The organism is Streptomyces sp. NPDC102514 (genome assembly GCF_055584525.1).
This window is the reverse complement of sequence record NZ_JBVJLW010000018.1, coordinates 1-13,266: the sequence shown is the minus strand read 5'-3', so window position 1 is coordinate 13,266 and position 13,266 is coordinate 1. Positions and strand designations below refer to the sequence as shown.

At 71.8% G+C, this 13,266-nt stretch carries 10 protein-coding genes; 5 read left to right on the top strand and 5 right to left on the bottom strand.

Annotated features, from left to right (window positions below):
• Positions 1–171 precede the first annotated feature (171 nt).
• Entirely contained in the window at positions 172–930 is a 759-nt protein-coding gene (locus tag ACZ60E_RS35965; RefSeq protein ID WP_469446054.1) for an SIS domain-containing protein, read from the bottom strand.
• A 271-nt stretch (positions 931–1,201) separates the two neighbouring features.
• Between ACZ60E_RS35965 and ACZ60E_RS35960 the strand changes: the two genes are divergently transcribed.
• Together ACZ60E_RS35960 and ACZ60E_RS35955 are read left to right on the top strand one after the other, a co-directional pair.
• Positions 1,202–1,894 (top strand): metal-dependent transcriptional regulator, encoded by a 693-nt coding sequence (locus ACZ60E_RS35960; RefSeq protein WP_107015407.1) that lies wholly within the window; start codon positions 1,202–1,204, stop codon positions 1,892–1,894.
• Positions 1,895–2,673: 779 nt separating this feature from the next.
• Positions 2,674–3,567, top strand: coding sequence for an alpha/beta fold hydrolase (locus tag ACZ60E_RS35955; RefSeq protein WP_384806421.1), 894 nt, complete (start codon positions 2,674–2,676; stop codon positions 3,565–3,567).
• A gap of 258 nt (positions 3,568–3,825) precedes the next feature.
• Here the strand turns inward: ACZ60E_RS35955 and ACZ60E_RS35950 are convergent, their stop codons facing one another.
• From ACZ60E_RS35950 to ACZ60E_RS35940, 3 genes are all read right to left on the bottom strand, one after another.
• On the bottom strand, positions 3,826–5,421 hold the full coding sequence (locus ACZ60E_RS35950) for a transporter (RefSeq protein WP_469446052.1): 1,596 nt from the start codon (positions 5,419–5,421) through the stop codon (positions 3,826–3,828).
• A complete protein-coding gene (locus ACZ60E_RS35945) occupies positions 5,418–6,188 on the bottom strand; it encodes an ABC transporter ATP-binding protein (RefSeq protein WP_384806417.1) in 771 nt (256 codons plus the stop codon). Before ACZ60E_RS35945 ends, ACZ60E_RS35950 begins: the two co-directional genes overlap by 4 nt.
• Before the next feature lie 321 nt (positions 6,189–6,509).
• A complete protein-coding gene (locus tag ACZ60E_RS35940; protein ID WP_384806415.1) occupies positions 6,510–7,193 on the bottom strand; it encodes a bifunctional DNA primase/polymerase in 684 nt (227 codons plus the stop codon).
• 300 nt (positions 7,194–7,493) lie between these two features.
• Here ACZ60E_RS35940 and ACZ60E_RS35935 point away from each other — a divergent pair, with 300 nt between their 5' ends.
• Together ACZ60E_RS35935 and ACZ60E_RS35930 are read left to right on the top strand one after the other, a co-directional pair.
• A complete protein-coding gene (locus ACZ60E_RS35935) occupies positions 7,494–8,879 on the top strand; it encodes a transcriptional regulator (protein ID WP_384806413.1) in 1,386 nt (461 codons plus the stop codon).
• A gap of 250 nt (positions 8,880–9,129) precedes the next feature.
• On the top strand, positions 9,130–11,016 hold the full coding sequence (locus ACZ60E_RS35930) for a hypothetical protein (RefSeq protein WP_469446049.1): 1,887 nt from the start codon (positions 9,130–9,132) through the stop codon (positions 11,014–11,016).
• 131 nt (positions 11,017–11,147) lie between these two features.
• On the opposite strand, the gene ACZ60E_RS35925 is transcribed toward ACZ60E_RS35930, so the two are convergent.
• On the bottom strand, positions 11,148–12,464 hold the full coding sequence (locus tag ACZ60E_RS35925) for an ABC transporter substrate-binding protein (protein WP_384806409.1): 1,317 nt from the start codon (positions 12,462–12,464) through the stop codon (positions 11,148–11,150).
• 117 nt (positions 12,465–12,581) lie between these two features.
• Between ACZ60E_RS35925 and ACZ60E_RS35920 the strand changes: the two genes are divergently transcribed.
• Complete coding sequence (locus ACZ60E_RS35920) at positions 12,582–13,082, top strand: SCO4402 family protein (protein WP_107015415.1); 501 nt, start codon at positions 12,582–12,584, stop codon at positions 13,080–13,082.
• The last annotated feature ends 184 nt before the right edge of the window (positions 13,083–13,266 follow it).

The following is a 13,266-nucleotide window of genomic DNA, read 5'->3' as shown; positions in this document are numbered from 1 at the left end:
ACTGCGCGACCGGCCACGGGCGACCCGCACCCGGCAGCGAACGGGGGCAGGGGCGAAGCCCCGCCCGTCAGGGGCGCGGGGAACTGCGCGATCAGCCACGAGCGACCCGCACCCGACGACGTGCCCGGTGCAGGGGCGCAGCCCCGCACTCAAGGCGCGCCCGCCGGCAGGCTAGCGCTGCCAGTAGAAGATCCGGTCCCCGTACTCCGCGAACACCCGGTCGTTCCACTCCAGCCCGCCTTCCACGTTCCCCGACCGCAGAAGCGGAGGTTCGAACCCGCGGTCCGCGAGGACACCCGCCGCCGTCGCCATGACGGACTGGAGGAGCGCCGAGGTCACGACCGTGGACGCGGACGCGAACGGCGCCGGAATGGTGTCGAGCGTGAGCTCCGCGTCACCGATCGCGATCTTCGAGTCGAGAACGACGTCGCAGTGGTCCTTGAGGTACGTCCCCGACGCGTGCCGGGACGCCGTCTCGGACGCGTACGCGACCGACGTGACCCCGATGACCCTGAGCCCGAGCGCACGGGCGCTCATCGCCATCTCGACGGGCAGCGCGTTGCGCCCGGAGAGGGAGATGACCACCAGGAGGTCCCCGGAGCGGGCGGGGCTGGAGCCGAGGACCGCGCTCGCGAGCCCGTCGACCCGTTCCAGCGCGGAGCCCAGCGTCGCGGGCATGACGTCGACGCCGACGGCGCCCGGCACGGCGAGCAGGTTCATCAGCGCGAGACTGCCCGCGCGGTAGACGAGGTCCTGCGCGGCCAGCGACGAGTGCCCGGCACCGAAGGCGAAGAGCCGCCCGCCGTCGGCGACCGTGTCGGCGATCATCGTCCCGGCGGCCTCGATCGACGCGGCCTCCTCGTCCCGTACCCGCTGCAGCAGGCCGATCGCGGCGTCGAAGAACTGCCCGGCCAGCTTGCTGTCGCTCATCGGCGAAGCCCCTTCCGCTGTCGTGTCGCGGATCACGTTGCGGTCTGGACCACTGCTGTGTCAATACGCTCCGCAGGGGCGACACTGGGTTACGAGGGTCCCTCTCCGCCCGGCCGGGTGCCGGGCCCGGCCGCATCGCGCAGGCACTCGTCACCACGTGGTTCCAACGGCGCGGCACGGTTGTCAGTGGGATGCGTCAGAATTGTCGCCAGGGCCAGCGCACACGCCGGTGAGCCACCCAGCCTCCGGCAGAGCTAATCGAGGGGCACGTATGTCCGGACTGATCGACACCACGGAGATGTATCTCCGCACCATCCTTGAGCTGGAGGAGGAAGGTGTGGTCCCCATGCGCGCCCGGATCGCCGAGCGGCTCGACCAGAGCGGGCCGACCGTCAGCCAGACCGTGGCGCGCATGGAGCGCGACGGTCTCGTGGCTGTCGCAAGCGACCGCCATCTGGAGCTCACGGAGGAGGGACGCCGGCTGGCCACGCGCGTGATGCGCAAGCACCGCCTCGCCGAGTGCCTGCTCGTCGACGTGATCGGCCTGGAGTGGGAGCAGGTGCACGCGGAGGCCTGCCGCTGGGAGCACGTGATGAGCGAGGCGGTCGAGCGCCGCGTGCTCGAACTGCTGCGGCACCCGACCGAGTCGCCGTACGGCAACCCGATCCCGGGCCTGGAGGAGCTGGGCGAGAAGGACGGGGCGGACCCCTTCCTGGACGCGGGCATGGTCTCGCTGGCCGACCTCGACCCCGGCCTCGACGGCAAGACGGTCGTCGTACGCCGCATCGGCGAGCCGATCCAGACGGACGCGCAGCTGATGTACACGCTGCGCCGGGCGGGCGTGCAGCCCGGTTCGGTCGTGAGCGTGACGGAGTCCGCGGGCGGGGTGCTCGTGGGCAGTGGCGGCGAAGCCGCGGAGCTGGAGTCGGACGTGGCGTCCCACGTGTTCGTGGCGAAGCGGTAGGAGCGAGAAGAGCTGAAGGACTACTGCCTGTCGACCGCTGTGCGCTGTGCGCACAGGCCCGTACGGGCAGCGGGGCCATCCTGGGGCCCGTCCCGGGCCGGTCGTGCGGTTCCCCGCGCGCCTGTCCGGGCGCCGTCGTGCGCGGCGGCGTACACCGGAGCGTGCCGGGAGGCGCGGCCCTGACCAGGGCCTCTCGCGGCCGGTTCTCCCCGGTCCGAAACACGCCGTCAACTCCCTTAACGGGGCCCTCAGTTGCCCCACCTCGGCGTTCCCGCAGAAACAGAGATTCACTGCGCGGAATCGCAGCGAACGGGCCGTTCCCATGCGAGGCTGTCGCGAAAGGCATATGACCTGAGGGCTCTGGACCGGGACGGCAGCGGGGCCGACGCGCGGTCGGGGAGGGGGCGCAAGGATGTGCCGCGGACGTGAGGAGGGCCTCGGCGCCCTGAGGCGCCGAGGCCTGTCCTCCCCTGTGCTGACCCGGAGCCCCGAGCTCCCAGGGTCATCCCCTTCGGACCGTTTTCCCCGAGCGGCCCGCCTCCCGTTGAAGATCTCCCCTCGGCGGCGGCGGTCAATCCTTGGTCGAGGTCACTCGAAGGAGGGGTGTTACCGCCGAGAAGCCCACTTTCGAATACGCATTCGATAGCGTATGGGTGACGGATCGACCACTGATTACGCAGGAACAACCAGCAGGAGCAGCGGCACGGCGAACGGTACGAGTGGACCGGCGGGCTTGTGCGGGACGAGCCGGCCGAGCGGATCAAGGGGGGTGCCAGCGTATGGTGCGGCGCATCGACGTGACCGGTGCGAGCGGAATACGCCTCGCTGCCTGGGAGTTCGCCGATCCTCCCAAGACCGATCCGGGCAGGGGCGGTGCGGGCACGGCGCGGGCCGGCGGGAGCGAGCAGACGCCCGGCGTGCTCTTACTCCACGGACTCATGGGCCGCGCCTCGCACTGGGCGTCCACCGCCCGCTGGCTCGCCGAGCGGCACCGGGCCGTGGCGCTCGACCAGCGGGGCCACGGACAGAGCGCGAAGCCGCCGGAGACGGAGTACACGCGAGGGGCGTACGTCGAGGACGCGGAGGCCGCGCTCGAAGAGCTGGGCCTCGCCCCGGCCGTCCTCATCGGGCACGCCATGGGCGCCCTGACGGCCTGGCAGCTCGCCGCCAGGCGGCCCGACCTGGTGCGCGGCCTGGTCATCTGCGACATGCGGGCCTCGGCGCTGGGGGCGGCCTCGCAGCGCGAGTGGGAGGAGTGGTTCAAGTCCTGGCCGGTCCCGTTCGCCACGCTCGCGGATGTCCGGAAGTGGTTCGGCGAGGACGATCCCTGGGTGGAGCGGCCGAACACCTCGCGCGGTGAGTTCTACGCGGAGGTGATGGCCGAGCACGAGGACGGGTGGCGGCCGGTCTTCGAGCCCGGGCAGATGCTCAAGTCGCGGGAGGCGTGGGTGTACGACGCGCACTGGGAGGAACTGGCGCAGGTGCGGTGTCCCACGCTGGTCGTCCGGGGGCTCGACGGGGAGTTGGGGCGGGCCGAGTCCCAGGAGATGGTTCGGGTGCTGCCCGATGGGCGGTATGCGGAGGTGGTCGATGCGGGGCATCTTGTCCACTACGACCAGCCGGAGGCTTGGCGGGCTGCGGTTGAGCCGTTCCTGGACGACGTGCTCCGGTAGGGGGCGGGGGGTGTGTCGTCCGGCTGCGGGCCCGGTGGGGGCTGGTCGCGCAGTTCCCCGCGCCCCTAAAAGACTGCGCCGTTCCCCGCGCCCCTGAAGACAAAAGATTGCGCCGTTCCCCGCGCCCCTGGGGGGAGGAGGAGGCTGTGCTGTTCGCCGCGGCGCTGTGGGGTGGGAGGTCGAAAAGATTGCGCCGTTCCCCGCGCCGCTAAGGGCAGGAAGCTGCGCCGTTCCTCGCGCCCCTGAGAGCGGTGGGGGTCAGCCCTTGCTTACTGCTGTCAGGATTTCTGGGAGGTGGCGGGAGGTTCGGGGGGCGGCCAGGCGGAGGCCGGACAGGGTGAGGAGGGTGCCGTAGGCCGTGCCCAGCGGGAGCAGGAGCCAGGTCCAGTTCTCGCCGTTGGACGTGACGTTCAGCCAGATGGTGAGGGCGATGACGGGCGCGCACAGCAGCGCCGCCGCGACCATGCCGCCGAAGATCGCGATCCAGGCCAGCCCCGCCTGCCCGGGAGCGACGTTCTTGTAGCCCTCCTGCGGGATCGAGTACGGGAAACGCGCCGAGGACCAGGCACCGGTCGCCAGCATCGCGCCGAGCAGCGCGAAGGAGAGCCCGAGCACCTCGGGCAGGGCCGCCCAGTCGCCGAGCAGCGCCGTCGTCAGGACGGTGACGAGAGCCGTGTACGGGAGAGTGATCAGGAGGAGGGCCAGCGCCCGGCCCCGCAGTTCGACGTACGCGTCCCTGGTCGAGGAGATCGTCATCGCGACCATCCAGAACGCGGACGTGTCCTGCCCGAACTGGTTGTACATCTGGATGCCGAGCATCCCCGCCGCGAAGCACGCGAAGTAGATCGAGCCGGTCCCCTGCAACGCGTTGAACACCGGCACGATCAGACCGATCGCGAGCGACGTCACCCACGCCGCCTTCGTCTTCGGATCCCGCCACACATACCGCAGGCTGCGTTCCATGACCGTGCCCGTGCGCCCCGCGGGCAGCAGCCGGCCGAGCCCGGAGGACCGCCCCGCCTTGTCCCGTACGGGCTCCGCGGCCTGCAGGGTCGAGCCGTCCGGCGAGGTCATCAGCCGGGTGAGGGTCCGCTGCCAGTAGCTCAGCAGCGCCGCGAGGGCCAGGCCGCTCAGGGCGAGCTGGGCGAGGGCGACGGCGTACGAGCCCTCGCTGACGGAGTCCACGGCGCCCAGCGCGGACGCGGGCGGCACCCAGCGCAGGACGTCCACCGCCGGGTCCAGCGTCGCCAGGCCCGACGAACCGAGCCGCTGCGCGCCGAAGTTGACGACCTGGGCGCCCACCGCGATCACCAGGCCGCTCAGTACGGCCAGGTCACGGCCCTTGCGGCTGGTCAGCAGACGCAGGTTGGCGGTCGCCACGGCCCGTGCGAGGGCCACGCAGACCAGCAGCGCGAGAACGATCGCGACGACGCCGGTGACGTACGCCGCCGCCCCGTGGGCCGTCGCGATCACCGAGCCGACGAGCAGGCACAGCGTGAACAGCGGCCCTATGCCGACGAGTGACGCCGCCAGGAGCGCCCGTACGAGAGGGCGGGGACGCAGCGGGAGCATCACCAGGCGGGTGGGGTCGAGGGTCTCGTCGCCGCCGGGGAAGAACAGCGGCATCACGGCCCAGCCGAGGGCCAGGACGGCCGTCAGCAGCACGGTGACGTTCAGCGCGTGCGGGTGGCCGCGCAGGGCGATCAGGCCGAGGAGCTGGAGTGCGGCGAAGAGGAGCACGACGACGAGCGAGGCCACGTACGCGGCCCTGCGCCCGGACGACTGCCGCAGACCGTTGCGCAGGAGGGACAGCTTCAGCCGTACGACGACGGAGGTGACCGAGTCGGCCTTCACCGGGCGCCGCCGCCCAGCCAGTCGAGGTCGGAACCGGTGGTGCGGCCGTTCGCGCCGACGAGTTCCAGGAAGGCCTCCTGGAGGGAGGGCGCGGCGCCGCGCACCTCGGCGAGGGGGCCGTGGGCGCGGATGCGGCCCGCGGCCATCACGGCGACCCAGTCGCAGAGCGACTCGACGAGCTCCATCACGTGGGAGGAGAAGACGACGGTGGCGCCGGAGGCGGTGTAGCGCTCCAGGACTCCGCGGATGGTCTGGGCGGAGACGGGGTCGACGCCCTCGAACGGCTCGTCCAGGAACAGCACTTCCGGATTGTGGAGCAGGGCCGCGGCCAGGCCGATCTTCTTGCGCATGCCGGTGGAGTAGTCGACGACCAGTTTGTGCTGGGCTCCTGCGAGGTCGAGGACGTCGAGGAGCTGGGTGGCGCGCTTGTCGACCTCCGCGCCGGGGAGGCCGCGCAGGCGGCCGGTGTAGGCGAGCAGTTCGCGGCCGGAGAGGCGTTCGAAGAGGCGCAGGCCCTCAGGGAGTACGCCGATGCGGGCCTTGACCTCTGTGGGGTCGCGCCACACGTCGTGACCTACGACCTCCACGGTGCCGTGGTCCGGGCGCAGCAGCCCGGTCACCATGGAGAGGGTGGTGGTCTTCCCCGCCCCGTTGGGGCCGACGAGGCCGATGAACTGGCCCGCGGGCAGCTCCAGATCGATCCCCGCGACGGCGATCTGCTCCCCGAACCGCTTCCAGAGCCCGTGTACACGCACCGCGACCGTCATGCTCGGCACGATACGTGGCGGGGGCGGATGTTGTTCGTACGTGCGGGCCGGTGGGGGTCGCCCGCGCAGTTCCCCGCGCCCCTGGGAGGTGGGGCCGCGCGTGGTCTGTACGTGCGGGCCCGGTGGGGGCTGATCGCGCAGTTCCCCGCGCCCCTTAAGGGGCAAAAGGCAGGGGCGCAGCCCCGTCTTTCAGGGGCGCGGGGAACTGCGCGGCCAGCCCCCACCGGGCCGCACGTAGCCCCAGGGGTGCTGGGAACGGCGCGGCCAGCCGCCGTGTACCCGCACGTAGTCCCAGGGGCGTGGGGAACGGCGTGGTGGGCGTCACCGACGGGCGTCGCGGCCGCACGCGTAGGACAGCGGGGAGATCAGTTCTTCCGCATCCGGCAACCACCGATTCGCAGGCGTAGGCCGGCAGGCCCACTGCACAGCCCCCCGCGCCCCGAACCGCGTGGGCGGCGCAGCCACATACGCGCCCTCCCCGAGCACGTTCAGGTCGAGGGACGCAAGCGGCCACCCCAGCTTCCGGACGAGCTCGGGCACCTTCGCCGCCGCCCCGGGAAGCACGAAGAACTGCATGCGCCGATCCGGCGTACACGTCACCGGCCCGAGCGTCAGCTCCATCCGCCGCATGCGCGCGAGCGCGAGAAAGCCCGCGGTCTCGGGCACGTCGAGCGCGTCGAACGTCCGCCCCGTCGGCAGCAGGATCGACGCCATGGGCTGCTTCGCCCACAGCCGGCGCGCGACGGTCACACTGCCCGTGGCGACCGTCGCCCAGTCCTCGCGCGCCGGGTGCGCGCCGGGCACCGCGCACGAAGGATCGCCGCACGAGCAGCACTGCACGCCCTCGACGGCCTCCAGCCAGGTGCCGGGGAACACGTCCCAATGGCGTTCCTCGGCATAGCGCGCGGCTGTGTCCTGCAGCGACTCGCCGCGCTGCTTCGGGATCTGGGCGGTCTCGGTGCCTGCGATCGTCTCTTCCACGCTGAACTCAACTCCCGCACCCATCAGGGGTTACGGGCCCTGCGCGCGCGGGGGAGGAGCACCGATCCCACGCGTGGGGCGCATGGATGCATCTGTGGGGGCGCGCATGGGAGGCGGCAGCGGGTGGTGGGTAGCCCTGTGTGGGGCGGGCAGCAGCCTTTACCCGGCAATCCTCGCATGTCTCGCATCTTCGGTATGTCCGCGGGGCATTGATCTTCGAGGCCGGACTTTTCGCTCCTCACCAGGGGGCGGGAGGGCCCGGTCACTGAGGGCTCATCAACTCGGTGCGCGTGGGCAGGCACCGCAGCCACAGGGGGTACGCCAATGGCCGCAAGGCCTCTCGTCGCGCGGCAGCCGAACGAACGACTGCAGGCGCTCATTCAGGAAGCGGGCTGTTCCAACGCCGGTCTGGCCCGCCGGGTCAACATGTGCGGCGCGGAACACGGTCTCGATCTGCGCTACGACAAAACGTCCGTGGCGCGCTGGCTGCGCGGACAGCAGCCACGCGGCAGGGCGCCCGCGATCATCGCCGAGGCGCTGGGCCGCAAGCTGGGCCGGACCGTCACGATCGACGAGATCGGCATGGCGAACGGCAAGAACCTCGCCTCCGGCGTGGGTCTGCAGTTCTCGCCGACGGTCCTCGGCGCGATCGAGCAGGTCTGTGAGCTGTGGCGCAGCGACGTGGGCCGCCGGGACTTCCTGTCCGGTTCGTCCGTCGCGGCCTCCGCGCTCGTCGAGCCGAGCCGGGACTGGCTGATCTCCTCGCCGGACGCGCAGGTCTCGCGCTCGGCCGGGCCACGGGTCGGGCAGTCCGACGTGGCGGCCGTGACCGCGATGACGCAGGCGCTCGTCGACCTCGACCACCAGTACGGCAGCGGGCATGTGCGCCCGGTCGTCGTGCACTACCTGAACAGCGTCGTCTCCGGGCTGCTGGCGGGTTCGTACCGGGAGGCGGTCGGGCGTGAACTCTTCGCGGCGGTCGCCCGGTTGACGGAACTCGCCGGGTACATGGCGATCGACACCGGGCAGCCGGGCCTCGCGCAGCGCTACTACATCCAGGCGCTGCGGCTCGCGCAGGCGGCGGGCGACCGTGGATACGGCGGATACGTGCTCGCCGCGTCCATGAGCCACCTGGCCGCACAGCTCGGAAACCCCCGGGAGATCGCCCAGTTGGCGCGGGCGGCGCAGGAGGGGGCGCGCGGGCGGGTCACACCGCGCGCGGAGTCGATGTTCCACGCCGCGGAGGCGCGGGGCCATGCCCTGCTGGGCGACGCGCGGTCGGCACAGTCGGCGTCCGGCCGGGCCGTGGCGGCGCTGGAGCAGGCCGATCCGGAGTCCGGGGACGACCCGCGCTGGATCGCGCACTTCGACGAGGCCTATCTCGCCGACGAGTTGGCGCACTGTCACCGTGACCTGGGGCAGGCCGAGGCGGCCGCGCGGCGCGCGCAGGAGTCCCTCGACGGGCACCCCGAGTCGCGGGCCCGCCGGCGCGCGATCGGGTACGTGCTCCTGGCGAGCGCGCAGGTCCAGCAGCGCGAGGTGGAGGAGGCCTGCCACACGGGTCTGCGCGCGGTCGAACTGCTGGGCACGCTGCGCTCCAACCGCGGCGCCGAGTACCTGGACGACCTCCAGCAGCGCCTGGAGCCGTACCGGGACGAGCCAGTGGTGCGGGAGTTCGGGGCGCGGATGGAGCTTCAGGCGGCGGCCTAGGTCCTGTCGTCGAATTCCCGACGTCCGCCCGGAGGGCTGGTCCGGGCGGGCGGGGCGTGAACGTGTGAGAAAAGAAGCACGCGTTGGGAAAGGAGGCGCAAAAAGGGGGCTCGAAGAGCTTTCCGGGGGCGGTTTGTCACTCACTGTCCCCGGTGGCGGGTGTCACGTCCCGTGCTGCGTGGCACCGGCTCCTGGGGACCCGGTAGCGTGAACCGACGATTCCGAAGGTCCCCCATTCGTAGGAGTCCCGGTGACGCACAACGGACAGGGCGACGAGCCCTCGGCGCGACCCGCGCGCGAAGGCATCGTGCTGCCGTCCGACGGCGGCGAGCCCCTCCTGCCGGGCCAGACCGGCGACCGCGCGGTCCCGGCGGGCGGTCAGGCCTGGGACCAGCCGTGGGGTCCGCGGTCCGCTCCGCAGACCGACGAGTGGGGCAGTGCGGGTGGCGCGGGCGGCACGGGTGGCGGGGCCGGTACCGGTGGCGCCGCTCAGGCGCCCGATACGCAGATATCCAGCTGGAGCGCCGGGCCGCAGGGTGCCGGTGGCCAGGGTGCGCCGGGTTCGGGCTGGGGCGCGTCCGGTGGTGGCGGGCAGGTCTCGCAGTACACCGAGCCGCCCGCCGGTCCGTACGGGGCGCAGGGCCAGGGCGGTCAGTGGGGAGCTGCCCCGCAGGCGCCCGGCGGCGCGATACCCCAGGCACAGCCGCAGCAGCAGTCACACCAGCAGCCTCAGCAACAGCAGCCTCAGCAGCAGTACGACGGCCGGACCGGTAACGGGTACGGCGTCTCGCAGACGCAGAATCCCGGCAGCTCCGGCTCCGGCTCGCACGGACAGGGCGGCTACGGCTACCCGGACGTCTCCGGAGTGGGTGCGGGCGCGTTGCCGCCCGCCGCCCCCATGGACGAGGGCGCGACCCAGTTCCTGCCGCCCGTCAGTGGTGCCGCTCCCATGGACGAGGGCGCCACGCAGTTCCTTCCGCCGGTCGGGCCCGGGGCGTTGCCCCCGGAGATGCCCGCGGCGGGTGCGGCAGGCGCGGGTACGGCTCCCGGTGACTCCACGCAGTACCTCGGGCGGGTTCCGTCGGACGGTCCCGGGCCGCTGCCCGCCGCCGCCGATCCTGACGCCCAGCCCACACAGTTTATGGCGCCGGTGCCCTCGCAGCCCGGTGCGGCCGGCTTCGGGGTGCGGCCGGGCGGGCCCGGCCAGGGCCAGGGACAAGGGCCTGGGCCGGAGGACCGGCAGCAGCCGCCCGCCGAGTTCGACAATCTCTTCCGGGCCGACGGCGGAGGCGCCACGCAGCAGCTGCCGCCGGTCGACCAGCCGCGGGGGCGGCGGGGCAGACAACCGGGCGGTGCCTCGCCCGAGTTCGGTGCTCCGGCCGGTTTCGGTACGCCCGGCGGCTTCGGCGCCTCCAGCGGCGCCGGTGCGCCCGCGGGCCCCGAGGGTCCCGGCGGGCGTGGCGCACGCCGGGTCGCGGCGGACGGTGACCACGGCCGTGGTGGCCGGTCCCGGTCGCGCGTTCCCCTCATCGCCGCCGTCGGCGTGGGCATCGCCGTGCTCGGCATCGGCGCGGGCGCCCTGCTCAGCGGTGGCGGGGGCGAGGAGGACAAGGGCGACGAGAACACCACGGTCGCGGCGACCGCGCCGGCCACCGACGGCTCGGGCTCGTCCTCTGCGGGGCCGGAGGAGAAGCAGGCCGTGGCCCTGGACAAGCTCCTGGCGGACAGCGGCAACAGCCGTGACTCGGTGGTCAAGGCCGTCGACAACGTACGCAAGTGCACCAACCTCGGCCAGGCGGCCTCCGATCTGCGCAACGCCGCCGAGCAGCGCAACGGGCTGGTCACGCGTCTCGCGGAGCTGTCCGTGGACAAGCTGGAGAACCACGCGCAGCTGACCGCCGCGCTCAAGAGCGCGTGGAAGGCCTCCGCCGCGGCGGACACCCACTACGCCGCGTGGGCGGACCAGGCCGCGGGCAAGAAGGGCTGCAACAAGGGGCAGGCCCGGTCCACGGGGCAGACCGCCGCGGGCAACCGCGAGAGCGGCACCGCGACCACGCAGAAGGCCAAGGCCGCGAAGCTGTGGAACTCCATCGCGCAGACCTATGGGCTCACGGAGCGGCAGCCGGGGCAGCTTTGATTCGTCCGGCCGGTTCGATCTCGGTACCGGATTGATCTAGGTACCGGTTCTATCCGGGGATCGGTTTGCTCTAGGGCCGGTTCGATCTAGGGATCGGTTTGATCGAGGGGACGGTTCGATCAGGGGGGCGGTCACGATGTCTGGGTTGTTTCCAGGACCTCTGAGACGTTCACGAAACCCTTTCGCTCCGTGACCAGCTTGCCCTTGCGCACCACCTGGAAGGTCACGTCCGCGTTGACCAGCCGCGCGAAGCCGCTCGCCGCGATCAGGTCCTGGAAGCTCCAGTTCAGGGTCGGGGTGAGCCCGCCCGTGTCGACCTTCAGTCCGTCGTCCAGCGTGCGCCTGATCGACCGCGCGGTCACGTCGCCGTCGCCCAGCGACTCGATGGCCTTCTTCAGGACGGTGTACGCGATCCAGGTCGTCTGCACGCCGGGATCGGAGGCGTCGATCCGGTTGTCGCCGAACGCCTCCTTCTGGATGACCTTGCGCATCGGACTCCACCGCTTGTCGCTCGACGCGGGGTACCAGCCGGTGACGTACGAGCCCTCGTACATGTTTCCCGTCGCGTCGATCATCGACTGGTCGATGCTGCCCAGCACGGAGGCCGTCCGGACCGTCGGGAAGTCCTCGCGGGTCCGCCGGAACGAGTCCATGAAGGTGTCGGTGCGGTCGCCGAGAGCGGGGATCACGCAGCCCTCCTTCTGCGGGTCCTTCGTGACCCGCTCCAGGGCCCGCTGCGCGTGTCCCGAGAACTCCGTGGCGTCCTCGGCGGCCCGCTGGTCGACGGAGGCGCGGTGGCCGCCCGAGGTCAGCCCCGAGTCCAGGAGGACGGGCAGTTCGTCGCCCGCGATCGTGTCGGGGCGGACGAGTGTCACCGGGCCGCAGGAACCGGCCAGCTGCTGGCCCAGGCCGACCAGCAGGGACGGCTGGCCGCCGTTCACCGGGTACGAGAGCGGGCTCGTGAACTCGTCGTCCGTGACACCGTATCCGCCGAGGTACGGGATGCCGGCCGCCTCCAGCGGAGCGAGGAAGGAGCGGGCGTGCTGGCTGTACGAACCGACGACCGCGACGACGTTCTCCGCGGCGGCGCGGCGGGCGCAGCTCGCGGCCGACACGGTGTCGTTGTGGTCGTTGCAGGTGAGGACCTTGAGCTTGCGGCCGTTGATGCCGCCTTGGGAGTTGACCCAGCGTGCGTACGCCTTGGCCAGGGCGGGCATTCCCGGCTTGTTGGTTGTTTTCGTCTTCTCCGGGGCCCACGTCATGACGGTGATCGTGTCGTCCCCGGAACCCCCTGTGACACCGGGGACGACACCGCAACCGACTGCCGTCGACAGACACACCGCCAGCGCGCCCGCCGACAGCACTCTCGCCTTGGCCACGGGGAGGCGCAGGCGGGGGCGGAGGTGCAGGACGGGGAGGAAGCTGCGGGTGCGTCGCCGGCCGGTCATGGTTACGCACGATTCCGTCACACCGCTACGGCCGGTGTGACCCTTGGTCAACGCACGGTGACGTCCGGGTGAACACCGGGGTGCGGGGCGGGCCGGTTCGGCGGGAACGTACGATCGGTGACCGTGCAAGGTTCGGAGAACTCTTCCCGTCGCGGGCGTCGCTCATCCACCATGGGCGGCATGCCACTGAACGATATGCCGTGGTGGCGCTGGCGCAGCAATGTGCGCTCCGCGCTGCACATGCTTTCCGACACCGAGTTCCAGCGGGGGATATGGCTCGCGGGGGTCGACGGGTACGGGGATGTGACCGACGCCGTCTATCGCCTTGTCGAGGACACCTGGCTGGACAACTGGTCCGCCGAGAAATACGTGGGGACGATCTTCCGGGACTCCCAGGAGGCGGCGCTGGTCGACTCCGCGGTGTTGCGGGTGCTGCGGATCATGCATCAGGTGGGGCCTGATGCGGCTGTCTCCGTGTATCTCGAACATGCCGGGTGGGCCGATGCGGTTCGGGCTGCGCGGGATGCGCATGTGCGGATGGCTGTGAGCGACGGGGAGGATCCGGACGTTCCGCCCCGCACGCTGGAGGTACTGCAGATCATGACCCGCTCCGCCTGACCCTTCGTCCCACGCGCGCCTCCGGTGGGGGCTGAGCGCGCAGTTCCCCGCGCCCCTAAAAGCGGGGCTCCGCCCCAGCTGTGCCCCTAACTGATCGTTTCAGAATGATGTTCGGAGGCGGCGCAAGCAGATGATGCTGCAGGCGAGTTGGAGCAGGCCGAGGTGGAGGTCGGCCCGTATCTCG

Excerpts from the sequence above, each read along its gene's own strand:
- ACZ60E_RS35935 (WP_384806413.1), top strand. The coding sequence starts at position 7,494 with ATGGCCGCAAGGCCTCTCGTCGCGCGGCAGCCGAACGAACGACTGCAG.
- ACZ60E_RS35965 (WP_469446054.1), bottom strand. The coding sequence starts at position 930 with ATGAGCGACAGCAAGCTGGCCGGGCAGTTCTTCGACGCCGCGATCGGC.
- ACZ60E_RS35925 (WP_384806409.1), bottom strand. The coding sequence starts at position 12,464 with ATGACCGGCCGGCGACGCACCCGCAGCTTCCTCCCCGTCCTGCACCTC.
- ACZ60E_RS35955 (WP_384806421.1), top strand. The coding sequence starts at position 2,674 with ATGGTGCGGCGCATCGACGTGACCGGTGCGAGCGGAATACGCCTCGCT.
- ACZ60E_RS35940 (WP_384806415.1), bottom strand. The coding sequence starts at position 7,193 with ATGGGTGCGGGAGTTGAGTTCAGCGTGGAAGAGACGATCGCAGGCACC.
- ACZ60E_RS35945 (WP_384806417.1), bottom strand. The coding sequence starts at position 6,188 with ATGACGGTCGCGGTGCGTGTACACGGGCTCTGGAAGCGGTTCGGGGAG.
- ACZ60E_RS35960 (WP_107015407.1), top strand. The coding sequence starts at position 1,202 with ATGTCCGGACTGATCGACACCACGGAGATGTATCTCCGCACCATCCTT.